The organism is Sphingosinicella microcystinivorans (assembly GCF_027941835.1).
Classification (GTDB): Bacteria; Pseudomonadota; Alphaproteobacteria; order Sphingomonadales; family Sphingomonadaceae; genus Sphingosinicella.
Genome location: NZ_CP116005.1, coordinates 719,953 through 742,168 on the forward strand (window position 1 = coordinate 719,953; position 22,216 = coordinate 742,168).

At 68.1% G+C, this 22,216-nt stretch carries 21 protein-coding genes; 7 read left to right on the plus strand and 14 right to left on the minus strand.

Annotated elements, in window-relative coordinates; all coding sequences use genetic code 11:
- Positions 1 to 33 precede the first annotated feature (33 nt).
- The 8 genes from fusA to PE061_RS03520 form a co-directional block, all read right to left on the minus strand.
- The gene (gene fusA, locus PE061_RS03485; RefSeq protein ID WP_271257776.1) at positions 34 to 2,109 is read right to left on the minus strand and encodes an elongation factor G; all 2,076 of its coding nucleotides are present in this window, start codon (positions 2,107 to 2,109) and stop codon (positions 34 to 36) included.
- A 19-nt stretch (positions 2,110 to 2,128) separates the two neighbouring features.
- Positions 2,129 to 2,599, minus strand: coding sequence for a 30S ribosomal protein S7 (rpsG, locus tag PE061_RS03490; RefSeq protein WP_271257777.1), 471 nt, complete (start codon positions 2,597 to 2,599; stop codon positions 2,129 to 2,131).
- Between the two features lie 12 nt (positions 2,600 to 2,611).
- The gene (gene rpsL / locus PE061_RS03495) at positions 2,612 to 2,983 is read right to left on the minus strand and encodes a 30S ribosomal protein S12 (RefSeq protein WP_271257778.1); all 372 of its coding nucleotides are present in this window, start codon (positions 2,981 to 2,983) and stop codon (positions 2,612 to 2,614) included.
- 296 nt (positions 2,984 to 3,279) lie between these two features.
- Positions 3,280 to 4,539 carry a metal-dependent hydrolase family protein gene (locus PE061_RS03500; protein WP_271257779.1) on the minus strand — a complete coding sequence of 420 codons (1,260 nt, stop codon included), beginning with the start codon at positions 4,537 to 4,539 and terminating at the stop codon, positions 3,280 to 3,282.
- Positions 4,540 to 4,567: 28 nt separating this feature from the next.
- A complete protein-coding gene (gene secA / locus PE061_RS03505; RefSeq protein WP_271257780.1) occupies positions 4,568 to 7,243 on the minus strand; it encodes a preprotein translocase subunit SecA in 2,676 nt (891 codons plus the stop codon).
- Between the two features lie 108 nt (positions 7,244 to 7,351).
- On the minus strand, positions 7,352 to 7,639 hold the full coding sequence (locus PE061_RS03510) for a TonB family protein (protein ID WP_271257781.1): 288 nt from the start codon (positions 7,637 to 7,639) through the stop codon (positions 7,352 to 7,354).
- Between the two features lie 52 nt (positions 7,640 to 7,691).
- Entirely contained in the window at positions 7,692 to 8,087 is a 396-nt protein-coding gene (gene cueR, locus PE061_RS03515; RefSeq protein ID WP_271257782.1) for a Cu(I)-responsive transcriptional regulator, read from the minus strand.
- On the minus strand, positions 8,084 to 10,267 hold the full coding sequence (locus tag PE061_RS03520; RefSeq protein WP_271257783.1) for a copper-transporting P-type ATPase: 2,184 nt from the start codon (positions 10,265 to 10,267) through the stop codon (positions 8,084 to 8,086). Before PE061_RS03520 ends, cueR begins: the two co-directional genes overlap by 4 nt.
- A 97-nt stretch (positions 10,268 to 10,364) precedes the next feature.
- Here PE061_RS03520 and PE061_RS03525 point away from each other — a divergent pair, with 97 nt between their 5' ends.
- Positions 10,365 to 12,062 carry a copper resistance system multicopper oxidase gene (locus tag PE061_RS03525; protein WP_271257784.1) on the plus strand — a complete coding sequence of 566 codons (1,698 nt, stop codon included), beginning with the start codon at positions 10,365 to 10,367 and terminating at the stop codon, positions 12,060 to 12,062.
- Positions 12,059 to 13,084 carry a copper resistance protein B gene (locus PE061_RS03530; protein WP_271257785.1) on the plus strand — a complete coding sequence of 342 codons (1,026 nt, stop codon included), beginning with the start codon at positions 12,059 to 12,061 and terminating at the stop codon, positions 13,082 to 13,084. The genes PE061_RS03525 and PE061_RS03530 overlap by 4 nt, the downstream gene beginning before the upstream one ends.
- A gap of 10 nt (positions 13,085 to 13,094) precedes the next feature.
- On the opposite strand, the gene PE061_RS03535 is transcribed toward PE061_RS03530, so the two are convergent.
- Complete coding sequence (locus PE061_RS03535; RefSeq protein ID WP_271257786.1) at positions 13,095 to 13,487, minus strand: YybH family protein; 393 nt, start codon at positions 13,485 to 13,487, stop codon at positions 13,095 to 13,097.
- Between the two features lie 191 nt (positions 13,488 to 13,678).
- On the opposite strand from PE061_RS03535, the gene PE061_RS03540 reads away from it, so the two are divergent.
- Together PE061_RS03540 and PE061_RS03545 are read left to right on the plus strand one after the other, a co-directional pair.
- On the plus strand, positions 13,679 to 14,272 hold the full coding sequence (locus tag PE061_RS03540; protein ID WP_271257787.1) for a PEP-CTERM sorting domain-containing protein: 594 nt from the start codon (positions 13,679 to 13,681) through the stop codon (positions 14,270 to 14,272).
- A gap of 134 nt (positions 14,273 to 14,406) precedes the next feature.
- Positions 14,407 to 14,808, plus strand: coding sequence for an acyl-CoA thioesterase (locus PE061_RS03545; RefSeq protein WP_271257788.1), 402 nt, complete (start codon positions 14,407 to 14,409; stop codon positions 14,806 to 14,808).
- Positions 14,809 to 14,811: 3 nt separating this feature from the next.
- On the opposite strand, the gene PE061_RS03550 is transcribed toward PE061_RS03545, so the two are convergent.
- From PE061_RS03550 to PE061_RS03565, 4 genes are read right to left on the minus strand one after another with little or no spacing between them, the layout of a single operon-like run.
- A complete protein-coding gene (locus PE061_RS03550; RefSeq protein WP_271257789.1) occupies positions 14,812 to 15,537 on the minus strand; it encodes a peptidase in 726 nt (241 codons plus the stop codon).
- Between the two features lie 13 nt (positions 15,538 to 15,550).
- Positions 15,551 to 16,369 (minus strand): transglutaminase family protein, encoded by an 819-nt coding sequence (locus PE061_RS03555; protein WP_271257790.1) that lies wholly within the window; start codon positions 16,367 to 16,369, stop codon positions 15,551 to 15,553.
- A complete protein-coding gene (locus tag PE061_RS03560) occupies positions 16,369 to 17,328 on the minus strand; it encodes an alpha-E domain-containing protein (RefSeq protein ID WP_271257791.1) in 960 nt (319 codons plus the stop codon). The genes PE061_RS03555 and PE061_RS03560 overlap by 1 nt, the downstream gene beginning before the upstream one ends.
- 1 nt (position 17,329) lies before the next feature.
- Complete coding sequence (locus PE061_RS03565; RefSeq protein ID WP_271257792.1) at positions 17,330 to 18,721, minus strand: circularly permuted type 2 ATP-grasp protein; 1,392 nt, start codon at positions 18,719 to 18,721, stop codon at positions 17,330 to 17,332.
- A 186-nt stretch (positions 18,722 to 18,907) separates the two neighbouring features.
- On the opposite strand from PE061_RS03565, the gene argJ reads away from it, so the two are divergent.
- The 3 genes from argJ (at position 18,908) to PE061_RS03580 (ending at position 21,780) form a co-directional block, all read left to right on the plus strand.
- The gene (argJ, locus tag PE061_RS03570) at positions 18,908 to 20,146 is read left to right on the plus strand and encodes a bifunctional glutamate N-acetyltransferase/amino-acid acetyltransferase ArgJ (RefSeq protein WP_271257793.1); all 1,239 of its coding nucleotides are present in this window, start codon (positions 18,908 to 18,910) and stop codon (positions 20,144 to 20,146) included.
- 7 nt (positions 20,147 to 20,153) lie between these two features.
- Positions 20,154 to 20,456 (plus strand): DNA-binding protein, encoded by a 303-nt coding sequence (locus PE061_RS03575; RefSeq protein ID WP_271257794.1) that lies wholly within the window; start codon positions 20,154 to 20,156, stop codon positions 20,454 to 20,456.
- 85 nt (positions 20,457 to 20,541) lie between these two features.
- Positions 20,542 to 21,780 carry a TCR/Tet family MFS transporter gene (locus PE061_RS03580; RefSeq protein WP_271257795.1) on the plus strand — a complete coding sequence of 413 codons (1,239 nt, stop codon included), beginning with the start codon at positions 20,542 to 20,544 and terminating at the stop codon, positions 21,778 to 21,780.
- On the opposite strand, the gene trxA is transcribed toward PE061_RS03580, so the two are convergent.
- Positions 21,777 to 22,124, minus strand: a complete 348-nt coding sequence (gene trxA, locus PE061_RS03585) for a thioredoxin (protein ID WP_271257796.1) — start codon at positions 22,122 to 22,124, stop codon at positions 21,777 to 21,779. The two genes, PE061_RS03580 and trxA, sit on opposite strands and share 4 nt — an antisense overlap.
- Positions 22,125 to 22,216: the final 92 nt, after the last annotated feature.

The following is a 22,216-nucleotide window of genomic DNA, read 5'->3' on the forward strand; positions in this document are numbered from 1 at the left end:
CTGCTGTCCCAGGCCTCGTCGGCCAACCTAAAATCAGGCGAGCTTCGCCTTCACTTCCTCGGCGACGTTCGCCGGGACTTCCTCGTAATGACTGAACTGCATCGAGTACTGGGCGCGGCCCTGTGTGAACGAGCGGAGCTGGTTCACGTACCCGAACATGTTCGCCAGCGGCACCATCGCCTCGACAATCTGCGCGTTGCCGCGGCTGTCGGTGCCCTGAATCTGGCCGCGCCGCGAATTGAGGTCGCCGATGACGTCGCCGAGATAATCCTCCGGCGTCGTCACTTCTACCTTCATCACCGGCTCGAGCAGCTTGATGCCGGCCTTCTGCGCGGCTTCACGCATCGCGCCGCGGCCGGTGATCTCGAACGCCATCGCCGACGAGTCGACGTCGTGATAGGCGCCGTCCGTGAGCGTCACCGTGAAGTCGATGATCGGGAAGCCGATCAGCGAGCCCGACGCCGCGACCTCGCGGATACCCTTTTCCACCGACGGGATGTACTCGCGCGGCACGTTGCCGCCCTTCACCTCGTCGACGAACACCACGCCCTGGCCGCGCTCGCCCGGCTCGACCGTGATCTTCACGCGGCCGAACTGGCCGGAGCCGCCCGACTGCTTCTTGTGCGTGTAGTCGATGTCCGCCTTGCGCGCGAGCGATTCGCGGTACGCCACCTGCGGCGCGCCGACGTTCGCCTCGACCTTGAACTCGCGCTTCATGCGATCGACGATGATCTCGAGGTGAAGCTCGCCCATGCCCTTGATGATGGTCTGGCCGCTCTCGAGGTCCGACGACACGCGGAAGCTCGGGTCTTCCTGCGCGAGGCGGTTGAGCGCGATGCCCATCTTCTCCTGGTCGGCCTTGGTCTTCGGCTCGACCGCGACCTCGATGACCGGGTCCGGGAATTCCATGCGCTCGAGGATGATCGGCGCGTTCGGCGCGCAGAGCGTCTCGCCGGTGGTGACTTCCTTGAGGCCGACGAGCGCGACGATGTCGCCCGCGTAGGCTTCCTTGATGTCCTCACGCTCGTTCGCGTGCATGAGGAGCATACGGCCGATCTTTTCCTTCTTGTCCTTGACCGAGTTGAGCACGGTCGAGGACGACTCGAGCTTGCCCGAGTAGATGCGCGCGAAGGTGAGCGTGCCGACGAACGGGTCGGTCATGATCTTGAACGCCAGCGCCGAGAACGGCTCGGCGTCGTCCGCCTTGCGGCTGTCCGGCGTCTCGCCGTCCAGCTTGACGCCCTGCACCGGCGGCACGTCGAGCGGGCTCGGCAAATAGTCGACGACGGCGTCGAGCAGCGGCTGCACGCCCTTGTTCTTGAACGACGAGCCGCACAGCACCGGCACGAAATCGAACGCCAGCGTGCCCTTGCGGATCAGCGCCTTCAGCGTCGGGACGTCCGGCTCGTTGCCTTCGAGATAGGCTTCCATCGCCGCCTCGTCCTGCTCGACGGCGAGCTCGATGAGTTCCTGGCGGGCGGCGTCGGCGGCGTCCTTGAGGTCGGCCGGAATCTCTTCATAGACGAACTTCGCGCCGAGGCTCTCGTCGAGCCAGACGATGGCGCGGTTCTCGACGAGATCGACGAGCCCCTTGAAGCCGCTCTCGATGCCGATGGGGAGGTACAGCACCGCCGGACGGGCGCCGAGACGATCCTTGATCATCTGCACGCAGCGGTCGAAGTTCGCGCCGGTGCGGTCGAGCTTGTTGACGTAGCACATGCGCGGCACGCGGTACTTGTCCGCCTGGCGCCACACGGTCTCGGACTGCGGCTCGACGCCCGCGACGCCGTCGAACGCCGTGATCGCGCCGTCGAGCACGCGGAGGCTGCGCTCCACCTCGATGGTGAAGTCGACGTGGCCGGGGGTGTCGATGATGTTGATGCGGTGGTCGTTCCAGAAACAGGTCGTGGCGGCCGACGTGATCGTGATGCCGCGCTCCTGCTCCTGCTCCATCCAGTCCATCGTGGCGGTGCCCTCGTGGACTTCGCCGATCTTGTAGGACTTGCCCGTGTAATAGAGGATGCGCTCGGTCGTCGTCGTCTTGCCGGCATCAATGTGCGCCATGATGCCGATGTTGCGATATTTCTCGAGCGGATGGCTGCGGGCCATTGCGGTCAGTCCTTACTCTTTACCAGCGGTAGTGCGCGAAGGCGCGGTTCGCCTCGGCCATGCGGTGCGTGTCTTCGCGCTTCTTCACGGCGGTGCCGCGGTTCTGCGAGGCGTCCATCAGCTCGCCCGAAAGGCGCGCCGACATGGTGTTCTCGCTGCGGTTGCGCGCGGCCGAGATCAGCCAGCGGATGGCGAGCGCCTGCGCGCGGTCCGGGCGCACCTCGACGGGCACCTGATAGGTCGCGCCGCCGACGCGGCGGCTGCGGACCTCGATGCCCGGCTTCACGTTGTTGAGGGCGTCGTGGAAGACCCCGATCGGGTCCTTCTTCATCTTCGCTTCAACGTTGTCGAGCGCACCATAGACGATGGTTTCGGCAACCGACTTCTTGCCCTGGTACATCACGAGGTTCATGAACTTCGTGAGCACGGTGTCCCCGAAACGGGGATCGGGAAGGATTTCGCGCTTTTCCGGACGGCGACGACGAGCCATTTCTCTAGTTCCTTACTTCGGCCGCTTGGCGCCGTACTTCGAACGGCTCTGCTTGCGGTCCTTGACGCCCTGCGTGTCGAGCACGCCGCGCAGCACGTGGTAGCGCACGCCCGGCAAGTCCTTCACGCGGCCGCCGCGAATGAGCACCACCGAGTGTTCCTGAAGGTTGTGGCCTTCACCCGGGATGTAGCCGATCACCTCGAAACCGTTGGTCAGGCGAATCTTGGCCACCTTGCGGAGCGCCGAGTTCGGCTTCTTCGGGGTCGTCGTGTAGACGCGCGTGCAAACGCCGCGCTTCTGCGGATTCGCCTCGAGCGCCGGCACCTTGTTGCGCGCCTTCTGCGGGCTCCGACCCTTGCGGACCAGCTGGTTGATCGTCGGCATTAACGCTTCAGCCTCTTGTTTCCAAATCCATGCGAGCCTCGCAGGCCAGCCGCGCGCAAAGCATCCGCGAGCGATTCGCGGACAAATGCAAACGGTCCCGGCGGGCACCTTACCGGCCCCACCCGGACCTTTTTTCGCGGCCTTTACAGCCTATCAGCTCTAAAAACCCGTTCCAGGACAGCGTCTAGGACGAACGCCTACCACCAGCCCGCGAGTACGGGCGCGGCTTATATGCGTGCCTCCCCCCGAGGTCAACGGCTTTTGTGACGGTTCTCCGCGGGTCTTCGGCGATGCGCTCAGCGCGCATCTTTCACGATGTCGCCGCCCTTCATCACGAAAGGAACATTCGCGAGCAGCGTCACGTCCGCCGTCGGGTCTCCCGCCACCGCGATGAGGTCGCCGTAGCGGCCCGGCGCGATCGTCCCGACATCCGATTCGCGGCCCAGCGCCTCGGCGGCGTTGCGCGTCGCCGCGCGGATCGCGTCCATCGGCGTCATGCCGTACTCGGTCATGACGCGGAACTGCCTGCCGACCTCGGCATGGGGCATCACGCCCGCATCGGACGCGAACACCATCTTCACGCCCGCCCTGTGCGCGGCGCGGAAGCCGTCCCGCTGGATCTGCGCGATCTCGCGGTCCTTGCGGAGATTGTCCTCCAGCACGCCGTTCCTGCGGCCCTCGGCCTGCGTGTACTCCGTATTGTAGATGTCCATCGCCAGCACCGCACCCCGCTCCTTGGCGAGGCGGATACCCTCGGCGTCGATCAGGCTCGCGTGCTCGATCGTGTCGATGCCCGCGCGAATCGCCGCCTTGATGCCCGCCGTGCCATGCGCATGCGCGGCGACCTTCACGCCCCACATGTGCGCCTCCTCGGCGATGGCGCGAAGCTCGGCTTCGGAGAGCTGCTGCTGGCCGGGCTCGGTGTTGCGCGAGAAGACGCCGCCCGTCGCGCACACCTTGATGACCTCGGCGCCGTACTTCCTCTGCTCGCGCACGCGCACGCGAAGCGCGTCCGGCGAATCGCCGACCGCCTCGCCCTTGCGGTGGAACGACGGCGGGAAGTAGGTCTCGTCGCAGTGGCCGCCGGTGGCGCCGAGCGCGTATGCGGCGGGCACGATGCGGGGGCCGACCGCGAAGCCCTCCTCGATCGCCTGCTTGATGCCGACATCGTTGTAGCCGCCCGAGCCGAGGTTGCGGACCGTGGTGAAGCCCGCCTCCAGCATGGCGCGCGCGTTCGCCGCGCCGACCACCGTCCAGAAGCTGTCGGTGAAGACGAGGCTGTTGTAGCCGCCGTAGACGGGCGAGCCGTCGAGGTGGACGTGCATGTCGATGAGGCCGGGCAGGATGGTCATGCCGGGAAGGTCGACCCGCTTCGCGTCCGCCGGGACGTCCGCGCCGCCGGACACGGAAACGATGCGCCCGTCGGTGATCACCACCACGGGATTCGCGACCGTCTTCCCGGCGACGACATCGACCATGCGGTCCGCCGTCACCACCACGGTTTCCGCGTGCGCCGCGCCCGAAAGCAGCACGGCGGCCAGCACCTGTTTCAGCATGACCCCTTCCCCCTCATGAAGCGAAGGCTCAGTCCTTCGCGCCGTGGCAGTGCTTGTACTTCTTGCCGGAGCCGCAGGGACAGGGCTGATTGCGGCCGATGGGGCCCGCGTTCTCCGCCGCCAGCAGCGCGGGATCGGCAGCGAGCGAATCGTTCTCGCCGGTGAACGGGTCGATGTGCGTCGTCAGGAACTCGGGCGGCGTGCGCGGCAGCGGCGGCGGCGCCATCTCGAACTGCGCGTGGCTGAGCATCCGCGTCACCTCCTCGCGGATGTTGACGAGCATCCGCTCGAACAGCGCGAAGGCTTCCTGCTTGTACTCGTTGATCGGCTGCTTCTGCGCGTAGGCGCGCAGGTGGATGACGGCGCGCAGCGCATCGAGCGTCGCGAGGTGCTCCTTCCAGTGATGGTCGATCGCCTGCAGCAGGAAGCTCTTCTCGATCTGCGTCCACGTCTCGGCCGGGATGTTCGCGGTCTTGGCTTCGAGCGCGGACTTCGCCGCCGCCTCGATGCGCTCGGCGAACACCTCCTGGTCGACGGCCTGCTCGGTCATCCAGTCGTCGATCGGCAGGTCGAGCGCGAACAGGCGGTCGAGATCGGCCTTGAGGCCCTCGATATTCCACTGCTCCGGATAGGTGCCGGCCGGGCAGTGCTGCGCCAGTATGTCGTTCGCGGTCTCGGCGCGCATGTCGGCAACGACGTCGCCGAGCGTTTCCGAATCCATGACGTCGGCGCGCTGCTCGTAAACGACCTTGCGCTGGTCGTTCATCACGTCGTCGTACTGGAGGAGCTGCTTGCGGATGTCGTAGTTGCGCGCCTCGACCTTCTTCTGCGCGGTCTGGATCGCCTTCGAGATCCACGGGTGGACGATCGCCTCGCCCTCCTCCAGCCCCGACTGCATCATGCGGTTCAGCATCGACTGCTGGCCGAAGATGCGCAGCAGGTCGTCGTCGAGGCTGAGGTAGAAGCGCGAGAAGCCCGGGTCGCCCTGGCGGCCCGAGCGGCCGCGCAGCTGGTTGTCGATGCGGCGGCTCTCGTGCCGCTCGGTGCCGAGCACGAACAGGCCGCCGGCCTGCTTCACGGCCTCGCGCTCGGCGGCAACCTCCTGGCGGATGCGCTCGACCTCGCGGTCCTTGTCGGGGCCTTCCGGCATCGTCTTCAGCTCGTCGTCGACGCGGAACTCGACGTTGCCGCCGAGCTGGATGTCGGTGCCGCGGCCCGCCATGTTGGTGGCGATGGTGACGGCGCCGAGACGGCCCGCCTGCGCGACGATATGCGCTTCCTGCTCGTGGAAGCGGGCATTGAGCACGTTGTGCTCGACGCCTTCCTTCGTCAGGTACTCGGAGAGCATCTCCGACTTCTCGATGGAGACGGTGCCGACGAGCACGGGCTGGCCCTTCATGCTCGCCTCGCGGATCGCTTTCACGATGGCGGCGTACTTGTCAGCCGCGTTCTTGTAGAACTCGTCGTCGACGTCGATGCGCTGCACGGGCACGTTCGTCGGAATCTCGACCGTGTTCAGCTTGTAGATGTCGTAGAATTCGGCCGCTTCCGTCGCCGCCGTGCCGGTCATGCCGCCGAGCTTCGGGTACATGCGGAAATAGTTCTGGAAGGTGATCGAGGCGAGCGTCTGGTTCTCGGGCTGGATCTCGACGCCTTCCTTGGCCTCCACCGCCTGATGCAGCCCGTCCGACCAGCGGCGGCCGTCCATCATGCGCCCGGTGAACTCGTCGATGATGACGATCTTGTCGCCCTTCACGATATAGTCGGTGTCGCGGCGGAAGATGACGTTGGCCTTCAGCGCCTGGTTCAAGTGGTGGACCACCTGCGTGTTCTCGAAATCGTAGAGGTTGGCGCCGACGAGCAGCCCTGCCGCCTCGAGCGCGCGCTCGGCGGCCTCGGTGCCGTCCTCGGTGAGCGTGATCGACTTCTGCTTCTCGTCGACCTCGTAGGCGTCCTTCGGCAGCACCTTCACCACCGCGTCGACGGCGAGGTAGAGGTCGGTCTTGTCCTCGGTGGGACCGGAGATGATGAGCGGCGTGCGCGCCTCGTCGACGAGGATCGAGTCAACCTCGTCGACGATCGCGAAGTTGAACGGGCGCTGCACCATCGACTCGCGCGAATATTTCATGTTGTCGCGCAGGTAATCGAAGCCGAACTCGTTGTTGGTGCCGTAGGTGATGTCGGCGGCGTAGGCGGCGCGGCGGGTCGCCTCGTCGAGGTTCGGGACGATGACGCCCACGGACAGCCCGAGGAAATTGTGGATCTTGCCCATCCAGCCGGAGTCGCGGCGGGCGAGATAGTCGTTGACGGTGACGACGTGGACGCCCTTGCCCTCGATGGCGTTCAAATAGGTGGCGAGCGTCGCCACCAGCGTCTTGCCCTCGCCGGTGCGCATCTCGGCGATCTCGCCCCGGTGCAGCACGACGCCGCCGATGAGCTGGACGTCGAAATGCCGCATCCCGAGCACGCGCTTCGAGGCCTCGCGCACCGTGGCGAAGGCTTCGGGGAGCAGCGCGTCCAGCGTCTCGCCGCCCGCGAGGCGCTGGCGGTATTCTTCCGTCTTGGCCTTGAGCTGCTCGTCGGAGAGCGCCTCGAACGCGGCTTCAAGATCGTTGATCTTGCGGACGATGGGGGAGAGCGACCGGACGTAGCGATCGTTGGAAGAGCCGAAGATACGCTTCGCGAGCGCGTTAAAACCCAGCATGGAGGACCTTGTGCGCAAAGGGCGGGGCCGCACGGGCAGGCCCCAACATCGCCGCCGACATAGGAACGGCGCGCTTTATAGTCAATGAATGCGGGCCGTCAGAAAGTGTTATCGGATGGGCTCCGGCGCGCGCGGCACCTGCCAGCGGTATGTCTCCATCCGCTCGTAGGCAATCGCCTTCCCGCCATACCGTTTGACGTCATAGCGCTTTGTTCGGCGTAGTATGGAGCATGTTCTGGCATCCAGCTTCGCGTGACCGCTGGAACGGAGCACCCGGCATTCAGCCACCCGGCCATAAATGTCGATCCGGAGACTCACGTCCACGACGCCATCTGCCGCCATTACGCCTCCGGACGACAGGACGAGGCCGAGCATGATAACGAGGTCAACGCGCATGGAAGGTGGCTCCATTCCGAAGCACCCACGATATGCCGACAGGCGTCGCCGTCTAGTTAAGCCTCTCCGCGAGCGCGTCGATGATCGGGCATTCGGGGCGGGAGTCGCCGTGGCAGCCCTTCGCCAGATGGAGGAGCGTGCTGCGCATCGCCTCGATCGCCTTCGCCTTCTCGCCGAGCGCCTCGGCCTGCTGGAGCGCGAGGCGCTTGACGTCGGCGCTGCTGCGCTCGCGGTCCGACCAGAGCGCGAGCAGGGTGCGGATCTCCTCGATGCCGAAGCCGAGGTCGCGCGCGTTGGCGATGAAGCGCAGGCGGTGCACATCGTCCTCGCCGTAGTCGCGGTAGCCGGACTCGCGCCGGGGCGGCACCGGGATCAGGCCGATGCCCTCGTAGTGGCGGATCATGCGCTGGCTGACGCCGCTCTTCTTCGATGCCGCGCCGATGTTCACAGTCTCGCTCCCCTCAGCCGAAGCGCGTTGCCGATCACGGTGACGGAGCTGAACGACATGGCCGCCCCGGCGATCATCGGGCTCAGCAGCAGCCCGAACACCGGGTAGAGCACGCCCGCCGCGATCGGCACGCCCGCCGCGTTGAACACGAACGAGAAGAACAGGTTCTGGCGGATGTTGCGCATCACGGCCCGGCTGAGGCGGCGGGCGCGGACGATGCCGCGAAGATCGCCCTTCACCAGCGTGACGGCGGCGCTTTCCATGGCGACGTCGGTGCCCGTGCCCATCGCGATGCCGACATTGGCGGCGGCGAGCGCGGGCGCGTCGTTGATGCCGTCGCCCGCCATCGCGACGACGCGGCCCTCGGCGCGCAGGCGCTCGACGACCCGCTGCTTGTCGGCGGGGAGCACCTCGGCGATCACCGCGTCGATGCCGCCGATCCGCCGCGCAACGGCCTCGGCGGTCTTCCGGTTGTCGCCGGTGAGCATGACGATGTGCAGGCCTTCGCGCTTGAGGGCAGCGATGGCGTCCGCCGCGCCGTCCTTGACGGGATCGGCGACGGCGAGGAAGCCCGCGAACGCGCCGTCCACGGCGAGGTACATGACGCCCTCCCCGGCCTCGCGCCGTGCATCCGCCTTCGCATCGAACAACGACGTGTCGAGCCCCGTCATCATCGCGCGGTTGCCAAGCAGGACGCGGCGGCCCTCGACGACGCCGGAGACACCCTTGCCGGTTTCCGAGGCGAAATCGCTGACGCTCGCGGGCGCAAGTCCGCGCTCTTCCGCGGCATCGACGATGGCGGCGGCGAGCGGATGCTCGCTGCCGCGCTCGACGGCGGCGGCGAGGCGGAGCATCGTATCCGGGTCGTCGCCTTCGATGCCGACGAGGCGCGGCTTCCCCAGCGTCAGCGTGCCGGTCTTGTCGACGACGAGCGTATCGACCTTCTCCATGCGCTCCAGCGCTTCGGCGTTGCGGACGAGCACGCCCGCCGCCGCGCCGCGCCCGGTGCCGACCATGATCGACATGGGCGTCGCGAGGCCAAGCGCGCAGGGACAGGCGATGATGAGCACCGACACCGCCGCGACGAGCGCGTGGGCGAGGCGCGGCTCCGGCCCCACAAACAGCCACACGGCGAAGGCGAGCACCGCGACCAGCACCACGGCGGGTACGAACCAGCCGGAAACCGTGTCGGCGAGGCTCTGGATCGGCGCGCGCGAGCGCTGCGCCTCCGCCACCATGCGGACGATCTGCGCGAGCATCGTGTCGCTGCCGACACGCGCCGCGCGCACGACGAGCATCCCGGTGCCGTTCACGGTCGCGCCCGTCACGGCATCGCCGGGCGCCTTCTCGGCGGGGACCGGCTCTCCGGTGAGCATCGACTCGTCGACCGAGGAGCGGCCGTCCTCGACGATGCCGTCCACCGGGATCTTCTCGCCGGGGCGCACGCGCAGCCGGTCGCCGATGGCGATGTGGCCGATGTCCACATCCGCCTCGCTGCCGTCCGGCGCAATGCGCCGCGCGTGCTTCGGCGCGAGGCCGAGCAGCGCGCGGATCGCCTTGCCCGTCGCGGCGCGGGCGCGCAGCTCCAGCACCTGCCCGAGCAGGACGAGCGCGACGATCACCGCCGCCGCCTCGAAATAGACGGGCACCTGCCCGTGCATCGTGCGCAGGCTTTCCGGGAACAGGCCGGGCGCGAGCGTCGCGACGACGCTGTAGGCGTAGGCGACGCCGACGCCGAGGCCGATGAGCGTGAACATGTTGAGGTTGCGCGTGCGGACCGACGCGATCGCCCGCTCGAAGAACGGCAGGCCCGCCCACAGCACCACCGGCGTCGCCAGCGCGAGCTGGACGAACACCAGCGTCCGCATCGGCATCAGGTGCCAGCCGAGCATGTCCGTGCCCATCGCCAGCACGAACAGCGGCAGCGCCAGCACGGCGGCGACCCAGAGGCGGCGGGTGAAATCGACGAGTTCCGGGTTGGGCGCGTCATCGAGCGAGGGCGCTTCCGGCTCCAGCGCCATGCCGCAGATCGGGCAGGTGCCCGGCCCCGGCTGCCGCACCTCCGGGTGCATCGGGCAGGTCCACATGGTGCCGGGCGCAACGGATGCCGGGTCGACCGGCGGCGCGGCGTGATGGCCGTGATGATGATGATGATCGTGATGCTTGCAGCAATCGGCCACGGGATTCTCCTATTGCCGCACAGATTGAACCTTCACACCATGTCAAGGTCAAGCCCCCTTGACCTTATCATAATGTCAAGGTGCAGAAGCCCCCGCCATGACCGGACTCTCCCTCTCGCGGCGTGCGCTGATCGGCGGCATCGGCGCTTCGGCCTTGTTCCCCGCATGGGCGCGCAGCGGCACGCCCGGTATCGGAGCCACACTGTCAGGCCCGGAAATCCGGCTGAACGTCGGCCACACGTCCTTCACCGTCGGCGGGCGCACCGGCCATGCCGTGACGGTGAACGGCACGCTGCCCGCGCCGCTCATCCGTCTGAAAGAGGGGCAGACAGCGCGGCTGATCGTGACCAATCATCTTGACGAGGACACCTCCATCCACTGGCACGGGCTGCTGCTGCCGTTCCGGATGGACGGCGTGCCGGGCATCAGCTTCCCCGGCATCGCGCCGCATTCGCGCTTCACCTACGAATTCCCGGTCATCCAGTCCGGCACCTACTGGTATCACAGCCATTCGAACCTCCAGGAGGCGATGGGCCATTACGGCCCCATCGTCATCGACCCGGCGGAGGCCGACCCGGTCGCCTACGACCGCGAGCACGTGATCGTGCTTTCGGACTGGAGCTTCATGCACCCGCACGCGATCATGCGGAAGCTGAAGCAGGACCCGGAGTTCTTCCGCCGCGACAACCCCAACCTCGCCGAGCTTCTCGCGGGCAAGGGCCAGAGCCTGAAGGAACGGCTGGAGTGGGGCGCCATGCGCATGAGCCCCGCCGACATTTCGGACGTGACCGGCGCGACCTACACCTATCTCGTCAACGGCCACGGACCCGAGGAGAACTGGACCGGGCTGTTCACCCCCGGCGAGCGGGTGCGGCTGCGCATCATCAACGCCTCGGCGATGACCATCTTCAACGTGCGCATTCCGGGCCTCCCCATGACCGTGGTGAACGCGGACGGCGAGAACGTGCGGCCCGTCGAGACGGACGAGATCCAGATCAGCGTCGCCGAGACCTATGACGTGATCGTGACGCCGGGGGACGCCGCCTGGACGCTCGCCGCCGAGAGCATCGACCGCTCCGGCATGGTGCGCGCGACGCTCGCGCCGCGCACGGGCATGAGCGCGCCGGTGCCGAAGCTGCGCGAGCGCCCGGCGCTGACCATGAAGGACATGGGCCACGGGAGCGGCGATTCCGGGGGCGGCGACCACGCCGCGATGGGCCATTCGATGAAGATGCGCGATCCCGAAAACGCGGCGCGCGCGGGCGTGAAGCTGAACCCCGGCGTCGACATGATCGCGCCGATGCCGGTGGACCGGGTGGGCGACCGCGGCCTCGGCCTCGAGGACGCGACGCACCGCGTGCTCGTCTACACCGATCTCGTCGCGCTGGCGCCGAACCCGGACACGCGGCCGCCCTCGCGCAGCCTCGAAATCCACCTGACGGGCAACATGGAACGCTACATGTGGTCGTTCGACGGCGAGCAGTTCAGCCCCGTGACCGAACCGTTCCGCTTCGAGCGGAACGAGCGCGTGCGCGTGACGCTGGTGAACGACACGATGATGGCGCACCCCATCCACCTGCACGGCCATTTCTTCGAGGTGGTGAACGGCCACGACGGCCACCATCCGCGGAAGCACACGGTGAACGTGCTGCCGGGCGGCAAGCTCTCCTTCGACCTCACCGCCGACGCGCCCGGCGACTGGGCCTTCCACTGCCACCTCCTGATGCACATGCACCTCGGCATGTTCAACGTGGTGACGGTGCGGCCGCTCGATGGTGAAGGAGACGCGGCATGAAGCGGCTTCTCGCCCTCCTTCTGATCGGCGCGGCCGGCCCCGCGCTCGCGCAAGGACAGCAGGATCATCCGCAGCACGGCGCGCACGATCACGCCGCGCATCAGGCGGCCCCGACAGCTGCGGACGATCCGCACGCGGGCCATGTCATGCCACAAGCGGACGACCCCCATGCCGGGCACGTCATGCCGCAGGCGGCCGACCCACATGCCGGACATACGATGCCGTCGGCGGACCCTCACGCCGGACATGGTGTGGCGCCCTCCAGCCCTGCTATCCCGAAAGGCCCGCCGCCCGCCGCCGCGAGCAGCGGCCCCGCCCACGCTGCCGATGCCGCGTTCGGCGCCGACACGATGGCCGCCGCGCGCGCCGCGCTCTACAGGGAGACGGGCGGCATGACGGTGAGCAAGACCATCGTCGACCGGCTGGAGGCCGGGTTCGGGCAGGGCCACGAGACCTATTTGTGGGACGTGCAGGGCTGGATCGGCCGCGACATCGACAAGTTCTGGTGGAAGACCGAGGGCGAAGGCGCATTCGGCGGCACGCTCGAATCCGCCGAGGTGCAGGCCCTGTGGAGCCGCGCCATTGGCCCGTTCTTCGATGTGCAGGCGGGCGTGCGCTACGACATCCGCCCGGAGCCGGACCGCGCCCACGCGGTGATCGGCGTGCAGGGTCTCGCGCCCTACAAGTTCGAGGTCGACATCGCCGCGTTCATCTCCACGAAGGGCGACGTGACGGCGCGCATCGAGGCCGAATACGACCAGCGGCTGACGCAGAGGCTGATCCTGCAACCGCGCGTCGAGGCGGAGCTTTCCGCGCAGGACATCCCCGAATACGGCATCGGCGCGGGGCTTGTCGGCATCGAGGCGGGCGCGCGGCTCGGCTACGAATTCACGCCGCAGTTCCGGCCCTACGCGGGCGTCGAATGGCACCGCAAGGTCGGCGACACCGCCGACTTCGCGCGCGCAGCGGGCGAGGACGTGGACGCGGTGCGCTGGCTGGTGGGCGTGCGCGCCTGGTTCTGACGCGGCGGTTTCAGGCCGGAAGCTGCGTGCGCCAGACGACACGCCAGCCGTCTGCGCGGCGGGCAAGCACCAGCGCTTCGCGCCCCGACGTCTCGTGGCGCTCGCCCTCGCTTTCCCCTGCGCTTTCCACCCCGCTTTCCCACGCCATGTCCCAGCCGTATTCGACGACCGCCGTGTCGCCGCGCAGGGTAACGGCATGGTCCCGCGCCGCGAAACGCGCGATCCTGCTGCGCGACATGAATTCGCGGTAGCTCTCCACGGCCGAAGCGAGACCTTCGACGCGCCCGCCGCCCGGCGCCGCCATCACGACGTCCTCCGCGAGATAGGCCGCGAGGTCTTCGAACCGCCGCTCCAGCCAGCAGCGGTCCATCGCAGCGACGAAGGCGGCGAGATCTTCGGCCATGCCGCCATTCTGGCCTTTTTCCCGGGCGGCGGGAAGCCCACCGTGCCGGCCGACACCTCCGATACTGTCGGCAGATTTTACAATTTTCGGATGGAAAATTTCAAGACCGCCGCATTTGCGACCGCTTTGCAAGTGGCACGGCGATTGCATGGTTAACGGCCTCAGGCTGTTGCTTTGCTTCGGAGAAAAAAATGAACATGCTGAAAGTCGCCGCTGCGACCGCCCTGCTGGGCATCACCGCTTTCGCCGCCCCCGCCAACGCCGGTCTCGTTTTCACGGTCGATCACGGCGGCTCCGCTCTCAACGTCGACACGAGCGGCTGCCTCGGCTGGTGCGACGTCACCGCCGACCTCGCGTTCGGCGGCGATTTCACGTTCACGCTCGAAGAGGGCAACGACTACACCTTCACCTTCGGCGAGATCACGCCGAGCGGCGTCGGCGCGGGCCACGCCACGTTCACCGCGACGCTGGCGTTCTTCGAGCCGATCGCCGGCTCCGCCTCGTCGGGCGGCGAAGCCTATTACGTGACCGCCGGCGGCGTCATCACCGGCGGCTGGCTGATCTGGGACGACGTTCCCCCGATCATCACCGCGGACGGCTCCGAGTTCACCGTGGACTTCCAGGACCTGTCGGGAATCGACTTCTTCGCACCGATCGGCGTGAAGGCCACGGTCAAGGCGATCAAGGTCGTCGAAACCGTCGACGTGCCGGAACCGGCCATGCTCGGCCTGTTCGGCCTCGGCCTTGTCGCCCTCGGCGCGGCACGCCGCCGCAAGGCCGCGTAAGCCTTCCAAGACTTCGTCACGCAAAGGCGCCGCCGGGGACCGCTCCGGCGGCGCTTTTCGTTTCCGCGCTGCGGCATTGTGTCCGAAAGCGCGCGCCGCTCGCAAATTCGCGGCCGACCTGCTATCTTCGCGGCATGTCCACCCCCGCCCCCTTCAGCTACGCGATCGAGATCAACCCCGCCGACATCGACTTCATGGGGCACGTGAACAACGCCAGCTACCTGAAGTGGGTGCAGGACGCCGTGCTGAGCCACTGGCAGCGCTTCGCGCCCGCCGAGGCGGTCGCCGCGCACCTGTGGGTGGCGCTGAAGCACGAGATCACCTACCGCCGCCCGACCTTCCTCGACGACGAGGTGATCGCCACCGTGCTCCTCGAAAAGGTGCAGGGCGCGCGGGCCTTCTACGAGACGATCATCAAGCGCGGCGAGGAGGTGCTCGCCGAGGTGAAATCAAGCTGGTGCTGCCTCGACGCCGAAACGCTGCGCCCGGCGCGGCTCGCGCAGGGCGTCATCGACCGGTTCTTCGGGCGGGACTGAACCCTAGATCTCGATCCGCGAGAAGCCCTCGCGCAGCGTCCGGCTCCACGCTTCCGACATCGCCGTGAACGCCGGGTCGCCCGGCTCGAAGCGATGCGCTTCGGAGATCCTGAAATCGTCCTTGCACAGCACGGTGAGGTCAAGCGGCATCCCCACCGAGAGGTTCGAGCGCAGCGTCGAATCCATCGAAAGCAGCAGCGCCTTGCGCGCGTCGTCGATCGGCATGTCCTTCCTGACGACGCGGTCGAGGATGGGCTTGCCGTACTTGTGCTCGCCGATCTGGAGGAACGGCGTATCTTCCGTGGCCTCGATGAAATTGCCTTCGGGATAGATCAGGAACATGCGCGGGCCGCCGCCCTTGCGCTGCCCGGCGAGGATCATCGAGGCGGTCGCGCCCTGCTTCATGCGTTCGAGCTTTTCCGAGACCTCCGCCGTGACGCGCGAGAGCGTCTCGCCGACGATGTGCGCGACCTCCAGCATCGTCGACGCCTTCATGATCGACGGCGTCTCGGTCTGCTCGGGATCGTCGAGGGCGTCGCGCAGGCGCGCGATCACCGTCTGCGTCACCGACAGGCTGCCGGCCGTCATCAGCGCGATCACGCGCTCGCCCGGCTCCTCGAAGACGAACATCTTCTTGTAGCTGGCGATATTGTCGAAACCGGCATTGGTGCGCGTGTCCGACAGGAGCACGATGCCGTCATTGAGGAGCACGCCGACGCAGTATGTCATGGTGCCGCGATCCTTATTGCTGCACCGCGGTCACTGCAACGGTCACGTCGAGGTCCTCGCTCGCAAGGCCGAACGAGACGCCCCGGATCGGCGCCGCGGCCACGGCGTCGACGCCCGAGCCGAGGCGGATGTAGCGCTCGTCCGGGCAGCAGCGGTTGGCGGGGTCGAAGCCGACCCAGCCGAGTCCCTCGATGTGAAGCTCCGCCCACGCGTGGCTCGCCTCGTGCGGCGCGCCGTCGGCGCTGGCGAACAGGTAGCCCGAGACGTAGCGCGCCGGGATGCCCACCGACACCGCGCAGGCGATGAGCGCGTGCGCGTGGTCCTGACAGACGCCGAGCGCGAGGCCGAGCGCCTCGGCCGCCGTGGTGTGCGCGTGCGTTTCGCCCGGCGCGTACACGATGCCGTCGGCGACGGCGGCGGACATGGCGTGCGCGCGCTCGAGAAGCGCGGCTTCGGGAATGCCGGAGACGGCCTTCGCGGCGAGCTTCCTGAGCGCCCCGTCGGGGCGCGTCGCGCGCGTGGTGCGGAGATAGACGAGCGGCGAGATGCGCTCGCGGTGGGCCTTGAGGACGCCCGCGAGATCGACGGTCTCGACCGTGCCGGTCACGTGGATGTCGATCGCCTCGACGGGGCCGTGCAGCGACATGGTGCGGATCGTGTCCCCCGCCCCGTCCGTGAACGGCTGCGAGAAGCGGCCGCCGTCCACCTCCACCTTCCAGTCGAGCGTGCGCTGACCGGCGAAGCGCGACGGCGTGAGGCGGTGGCTCTGCACCACCTGACGGATCGGCGCGGCGTAGCGGTAGCGGGTGACGTGCGAGACGGAAAGACGCATCAGCGCCCCCCGAACAGGTACGTGTCCGCGATCTCGCTGCCGAGCGCGGCGGTGCGGACGATGTGGCCTGTCAGGAACTCGTGGAGACCGGCAAAGATGATGTCGTCGACGTCGGCGTCGGCAAGCTCGGCGAGCATCGTGCGCGCGGTCTGGTGCGGCTTGGTGCGCTGGCCGTAGGCGCGGGAGAGGCGCGCGAGGTGATAGTTGGTCTGCTCGGCGCAGTGGATGAGCGAGCGCGGGCAGGACTTGTTGAGGATCAGGAAGTGCGCGATCTTCCCCGGCGTGTAGTCGCCGCCGTAGGCCCAGTGGAAGGCGCGGAACACCGACATGGCGCGCAGCAGCGTCGTCCACTGGTAGTTGTCGACGCCGCCGCCGACGCGGTCCGTCACCGGCAGCAGCACGTAGTATTTCACGTCGAGCATCCGCGCGGTGTTGTCGGCGCGCTCGATGTAGTAGCCGAGGTTCATGAAGTCGTAGCCGTCCTGCTGGAGCTGTGTGCTTTCGATGGCGCCGCGCAGCAGCGCCGTCTGCCGCTTGGTCCAGTCGCAGAGCGTCATCAGGTCGGTGCGGCCCGGGCCGCGCCGCTCGAAGGTCTTCAGGTCCTGGAAGGCACCGTTCAGCGCGTCCCACACCTCGCTGGTGACGGCAGTGCGGACGACGCGGGCGTTGTCGCGGGCGCGGGCAATGCAGCTTGCCACCGACGAGGTGTTCTCGCGATCGAAGAACAGGAAGGATTCGACCATGGCGGGCGTCGTCTCGCCGTCGTAGCGCGAGGCGAAATCCGCCGCGCCGCCCGAGGCGGAGAGGATCGAAGCCCAGTCGTTCTGGTGCCCCGCGCCGGCGGACGGCATCAGCGCGATGCGGTAGCCGACCTCCAGCAGGCGCGCCATCGTCTCGGCCCGCTCCATGTAGCGGGTCATCCAGAACAGGTTCTCGGCGGTGCGGCTCAGCATGGTCATTTCAGTCCGCCAGCACCCACGTGTCCTTGACGCCGCCGCCCTGCGAGGAGTTGACGACGAGCGAGCCCTCGCGAAGCGCGACCCGCGTCAGCCCGCCAGCGCACAGGTGGATGCGCTCGCCGACGAGGCAGTAGGGCCGGAGGTCGACATGGCGCGGCGCAAGGCCGCCGTCGACGAACGTGGGGCTCGTCGAGAGCGCGAGCGTCGGCTGCGCGATGAACTCGCCGGGATTGGCCCTGATGCGCCGCGCATAGGCCTCGATCTCGTCCTTCGTCGAAGCCGGGCCGACGAGCATCCCGTAGCCGCCCGAGCCGTGCACCTCCTTCACCACCAGCTCCGGCAGGCGTTCGAGCACGTAGGCGAGATCGTCCGCCTTGCCGCACTGCCACGTCGGCACGTTGGAGAGCACGGGCTCCTCGCCGAGGTAGAAGCGGATCATCTCGGGCACGTAGGTATAGATCGCCTTGTCGTCGGCCACCCCGGCACCCGGCGCCGAGGCGACGGCGACGTTGCCCGCGCGGTAGACGTTCATCAGCCCCGGCACGCCGAGCATCGAATCGGGCCGGAAGCAGAGCGGATCGAGGAAATCGTCGTCGATGCGGCGATAGATCACGTCCACGCGCTTCGGCCCCATCGTCGTGCGCATGTAGACGTGGTCGCCGTCGACGAAGAGGTCCTGCCCCTCGACGAGTTCGACGCCCATCTGGTCGGCAAGAAAGGAATGCTCGTAATAGGCGCTGTTGAGCGAGCCGGGGGTGAGCAGCACCACGGTCGGCTCGCCCTTGCAGGCATCCGGCGCGACGCTCATCAGCGTGCGGCGGAGCTGGTTCGGATAGTCCTCGACCGGCTCGACGCGGTTCCTCTGGAACAGGTCCGGGAACATGCGCATCATGATCTCCCGGTTCTCCAGCATGTAGGAGACGCCGGACGGCGTGCGGCAATTGTCCTCCAGCACGAAGAAGTCGGTGGGGCCGGTGCGCACGATGTCGACGCCGACGATGTGGCTGTAGATGCCGCGCGGCGGCTGGATGCCGACGACCGCTGGCTCGTAGGCGGCATTGCGGAATACGCGCTCCGCCGGGATGCGCCCGGCGCGGACGATCTCGGCGCGGTCGTAGACGTCGCGGAGGAAGGCGTTCAGCGCCTGCGCGCGCTGCTTGACGCCGCGCTCAAGCCGCCGCCATTCGTGCGCGGTGAACACGCGCGGGAAGATGTCGAAAGGAATGAGCCGTTCCGGGTCGCCGCCCTCGCCGTAGACCGCGAAGGTGATGCCGATGCGGCGGAACAGGGCGTCGGCCTCGGCGCGCTTCAGATCGAGGAGGTCCGGCGGCATGTCGGAGACCCAACCCGAAAGATCGAGATAGGGCTCGCGAACCGTTTCCCCGTCATACATTTCGTTGAACGTCGAAATGCGTTTCCCCTTTTAAACCCTGCGCTCCTTCGTCTCTGCTCGCGTCTGTCCGTTATCGTTGGACGCGAGCCTAACGTGGTGGAATCCGGTTGGCGAGTCCCCTCTTGCGGCTCGACCGGAACGCCGCGGTGGCCTAGGGTGCGGGCAGTTCCACCTACGAGGACGATGATGCACGACCGTTCGCCGCTGGCCCCCGAAAAATTCCCGAAACTGCCCGACATCGAAGGCGTGCGCCTTGCGACCGCCCGCGCGGGGTACAAGGGCTGGGACCGCGCCGACATGCTGCTCGGCGAGTTCGCCGAAGGCACGGTCGTGGCCGGGCTGACGACGACGTCGAAGTGCCCCTCGCCCGAGGTGGAATGGTGCCGGGGCGCGCTCGCGCAGGGCAAGGCGCGCGCGCTGGTGGTGAACGCGGGCAATTCGAACGCCTTCACCGGGCGGCGCGGCAAGGCCGCGTGCGACGCGATCCTCGACACGGTCGCCGCCGAAACGGGCGCCGCGCGCGAGGAGATCTTCCTCGCCTCGACGGGCGTGATCGGCGTGCCGCTGCCCGAGGACAAGGCGAGGGACGGGCTCCGGCAGGCGTTCAACAAGCTCTCCGTGGGGTCGGACGCGAGCTGGCTGCACGCCGCCTCGACGATCATGACGACCGACACGTTCGCCAAGGGCGCGGGCGCGACCGCGATCGTCGGCGACCGCACCGTCGCCGTCGTCGGCATCGCCAAGGGATCGGGCATGATCGCGCCCGACATGGCGACGATGCTCGCCTTCGTGTTCACCGATGCCGCCGTATCGCCCGCCTACCTCAGGACCATGCTGGCGGCGGCGGCCGACCTCAGCTTCCACGCGATCACCGTGGACAGCGACACCTCGACCAGCGACACGCTGCTCGCCTTCGCGACCGGCGCGGCGAGGAACGCCGGGATCACCGGGCCGGACTCGCCGGGCGCCGACGCCTTGCAGGCGGCGCTGACGCAGGTGTGCCGCGACCTCGCGCAGCAGGTGGTGCGCGACGGCGAAGGCGCGCAGAAGCTCATCACTGTCGCGGTGGAAGGCGCCGTCGACGACGCCTCGGCGAAGCGCGTCGCGCTCTCCATCGCCAACTCGCCGCTGGTGAAGACCGCGGTGGCGGGCGAGGACGCCAACTGGGGCCGCGTCGTGATGGCGGTCGGCAAGGCGGGCGAACCCGCCGACCGAGACAGGCTCTCGGTGCGCTTCGGCGACACGGTCGTCGCGAAGGACGGCATGGTCGTCGACGGCTACGACGAGGCGCCGGTCGCCGCGCACCTCAAGGGACAGGAGATCGAGATCGGCGTCGGCCTCGGGCTCGGAGAGGGCCGCGCGACGGTGTGGACCTGCGACCTGACGCACGGCTACATCTCGATCAACGCCGACTACCGGAGCTGAAGACGCCATGACGATCACCGGACCCCAGGCACGCGCGGCAAGAGCGCTGGTACGGTGGCCGCGCGATCATGTCGCCAGGGGCGCGGGGTTGGACGAGGACACGCTGCGCGCCTTCGAAAGCGGCAACGCCGACCTTGCCCCTGACGCGGCGCACCGCTTGCAGACGGTGCTGGAATCGGGCGGCGCCGTGTTCCTGCCGGAGAACCGTGACGGCGGCGTCGGCGTCCGCCTCAAGTTCACCGCGAAGGACGTGCGGGCCATAGACCGCATGGAGAATGAAGGCGGCGCCTACGGCAGCGACGACGTTTGAGCCGTAGGCCCGCGGGGGGCGGGGCCTGACCGCAGCCCATATCCCCCGTGACGCCGCGCCCGCGCGCGGCTATGAGCGCCCGGCCATGTCGTCCGCGTCCTCCCGTCCCGCAATCGCGTTCATCCTCGCCGTCGCCGTGCTCGACGTGATGGCGATGGGGATCGTCATCCCCGTTCTGCCCGCCCTTATCGAGGACTTCGCGGGGTCGGAAGCGGCCGCCGGGTACTGGAACGGCATCATGGTGGCGATCTGGGCGGGGATGCAGTTCCTCTGCTCGCCGGTGATCGGCTCGATCTCCGACCGTTTCGGACGGCGGCCGACGATCCTCATTTCGACCGCGGGGCTGACGCTCGACTGGATTCTGATGGCGCTGGCGCCAGACCTCTGGTGGCTCGCCGTCGGCCGCATGATCGGCGGCATCACCTCGTCGAGCTTCACCGCCGTGTTCGCCTACATGGCGGACATCACCGAGCCCGAGCACCGCGCGCGCGGCTACGGCCTCGTCGGCGCCGCGTTCAGCGCGGGATTCATCGCCGGGCCGCTGATCGGCGGCGTGCTCGGCGAGATCGGGCCGCGCGCGCCGTTCTGGGCCGCCGCGGCGCTCTCCGCCGTCACCTTCCTCTACGGCCTGTTCATCCTGCCCGAATCGCTGCCACAGGAGCGGCGCATGGCGTTCTCATGGACGCGCGCGAACCCGTTCGGCGCGCTGAAGCTGCTGCGCTCGCACCCAGAGCTCTCCGGCCTCGCGGTGGTGAACTTCCTGCTGTACTTCGCGCACCACGTGTTCTCGGTGGTGTTCGTGCTCTACGCGGCGCACCGCCACGGCTGGACCCCGATGTACATGGGCGGAGCGCTGGCGCTCGCGGGCGTGCTCGAAATGATCGTGCAGGCGATGCTGGTCGGCCCGGCGGTGAAGCGCTGGGGCGACCGGCGCACGATGGTCGCGGGGCTGGTGATGGGGAGCATCGGCCTTGCGGGCATGGGCCTTGCGCCCACCGGCCTGCTGTTCACGCTGGCGCTGTTCCCGAACGCGCTCTGGGCGCTCGCCATGCCGACGCTGCTGTCGCTGATGACGCGCCGCGTGTCCGAAAGCGAGCAGGGCCAGCTGCAGGGCGCGAACATGAGCGTCGGCAGCATCGCGGGCATCGCCTCGCCGCTGTTCTTCGGCTGGATGTACGAGCAGACCGTGGCGGATACGCCGGGCGTCAGCTTCCTGATCGCGGCGGGCATCCTCGCGGCGGGGGCACTGCTGGCGGCGTTCGTCAGCCGCCGCGCGGCGCGCACGGAAACCGCGGCGGGCGCGGAACCGCGGACCCTCGCCTAGCCCTGCCGGCTGGATACGTCTTCGGCGAGCTCGCCGACGAGCCAGTCCTTGATCATCGACTTCGGCTGCGCGCCGACCTTGGTGGCGGCGGGCTTGCCGTCCTTGAACAGGATCATCGTCGGGATGCCGCGGATGCCGAACTGCGAGGCGAGATCGGGGTGATCGTCGGTGTTGAGCTTGGCGATCGTCACCTGCTCGCCGAGCTCCTCCGAAAGCTCCTCCAGCGCCGGGGCGATCTGACGGCACGGTCCGCACCACGGCGCCCAGAAGTCGATGAGGACCGGCTTGCCGGCGTTGGTGACTTCGGCCTCGAAATTTTCCGGGGTGATGGCGGTGGAACCCATGACAGATCTCCGAAACGGACAATGCGTGGCGCGCAATCTGGGGCGTTGCCGCGCGCGCTTCAAGCCGAAATGCGCGAAGCCTTTCTGCCGCG

Bases quoted from the DNA above. Each gene is read 5' to 3' on its own strand.
- PE061_RS03540 (WP_271257787.1), top strand. From the start codon at position 13,679: ATGAACATGCTGAAAGTCGCCGCTGCGACCGCCCTGCTGGGCATCACC.
- PE061_RS03530 (WP_271257785.1), top strand. From the start codon at position 12,059: ATGAAGCGGCTTCTCGCCCTCCTTCTGATCGGCGCGGCCGGCCCCGCG.
- PE061_RS03525 (WP_271257784.1), top strand. From the start codon at position 10,365: ATGACCGGACTCTCCCTCTCGCGGCGTGCGCTGATCGGCGGCATCGGC.
- PE061_RS03535 (WP_271257786.1), bottom strand. From the start codon at position 13,487: ATGGCCGAAGATCTCGCCGCCTTCGTCGCTGCGATGGACCGCTGCTGG.
- PE061_RS03565 (WP_271257792.1), bottom strand. From the start codon at position 18,721: ATGTATGACGGGGAAACGGTTCGCGAGCCCTATCTCGATCTTTCGGGT.
- PE061_RS03510 (WP_271257781.1), bottom strand. From the start codon at position 7,639: ATGCGCGTTGACCTCGTTATCATGCTCGGCCTCGTCCTGTCGTCCGGA.
- rpsG (WP_271257777.1), bottom strand. From the start codon at position 2,599: ATGGCTCGTCGTCGCCGTCCGGAAAAGCGCGAAATCCTTCCCGATCCC.
- fusA (WP_271257776.1), bottom strand. From the start codon at position 2,109: ATGGCCCGCAGCCATCCGCTCGAGAAATATCGCAACATCGGCATCATG.
- PE061_RS03545 (WP_271257788.1), top strand. From the start codon at position 14,407: ATGTCCACCCCCGCCCCCTTCAGCTACGCGATCGAGATCAACCCCGCC.
- secA (WP_271257780.1), bottom strand. From the start codon at position 7,243: ATGCTGGGTTTTAACGCGCTCGCGAAGCGTATCTTCGGCTCTTCCAAC.
- PE061_RS03575 (WP_271257794.1), top strand. From the start codon at position 20,154: ATGACGATCACCGGACCCCAGGCACGCGCGGCAAGAGCGCTGGTACGG.
- PE061_RS03550 (WP_271257789.1), bottom strand. From the start codon at position 15,537: ATGACATACTGCGTCGGCGTGCTCCTCAATGACGGCATCGTGCTCCTG.
- PE061_RS03500 (WP_271257779.1), bottom strand. From the start codon at position 4,539: ATGCTGAAACAGGTGCTGGCCGCCGTGCTGCTTTCGGGCGCGGCGCAC.
- PE061_RS03555 (WP_271257790.1), bottom strand. From the start codon at position 16,369: ATGCGTCTTTCCGTCTCGCACGTCACCCGCTACCGCTACGCCGCGCCG.
- PE061_RS03580 (WP_271257795.1), top strand. From the start codon at position 20,542: ATGTCGTCCGCGTCCTCCCGTCCCGCAATCGCGTTCATCCTCGCCGTC.
- trxA (WP_271257796.1), bottom strand. From the start codon at position 22,124: ATGGGTTCCACCGCCATCACCCCGGAAAATTTCGAGGCCGAAGTCACC.
- PE061_RS03560 (WP_271257791.1), bottom strand. From the start codon at position 17,328: ATGACCATGCTGAGCCGCACCGCCGAGAACCTGTTCTGGATGACCCGC.
- argJ (WP_271257793.1), top strand. From the start codon at position 18,908: ATGCACGACCGTTCGCCGCTGGCCCCCGAAAAATTCCCGAAACTGCCC.
- rpsL (WP_271257778.1), bottom strand. From the start codon at position 2,983: ATGCCGACGATCAACCAGCTGGTCCGCAAGGGTCGGAGCCCGCAGAAG.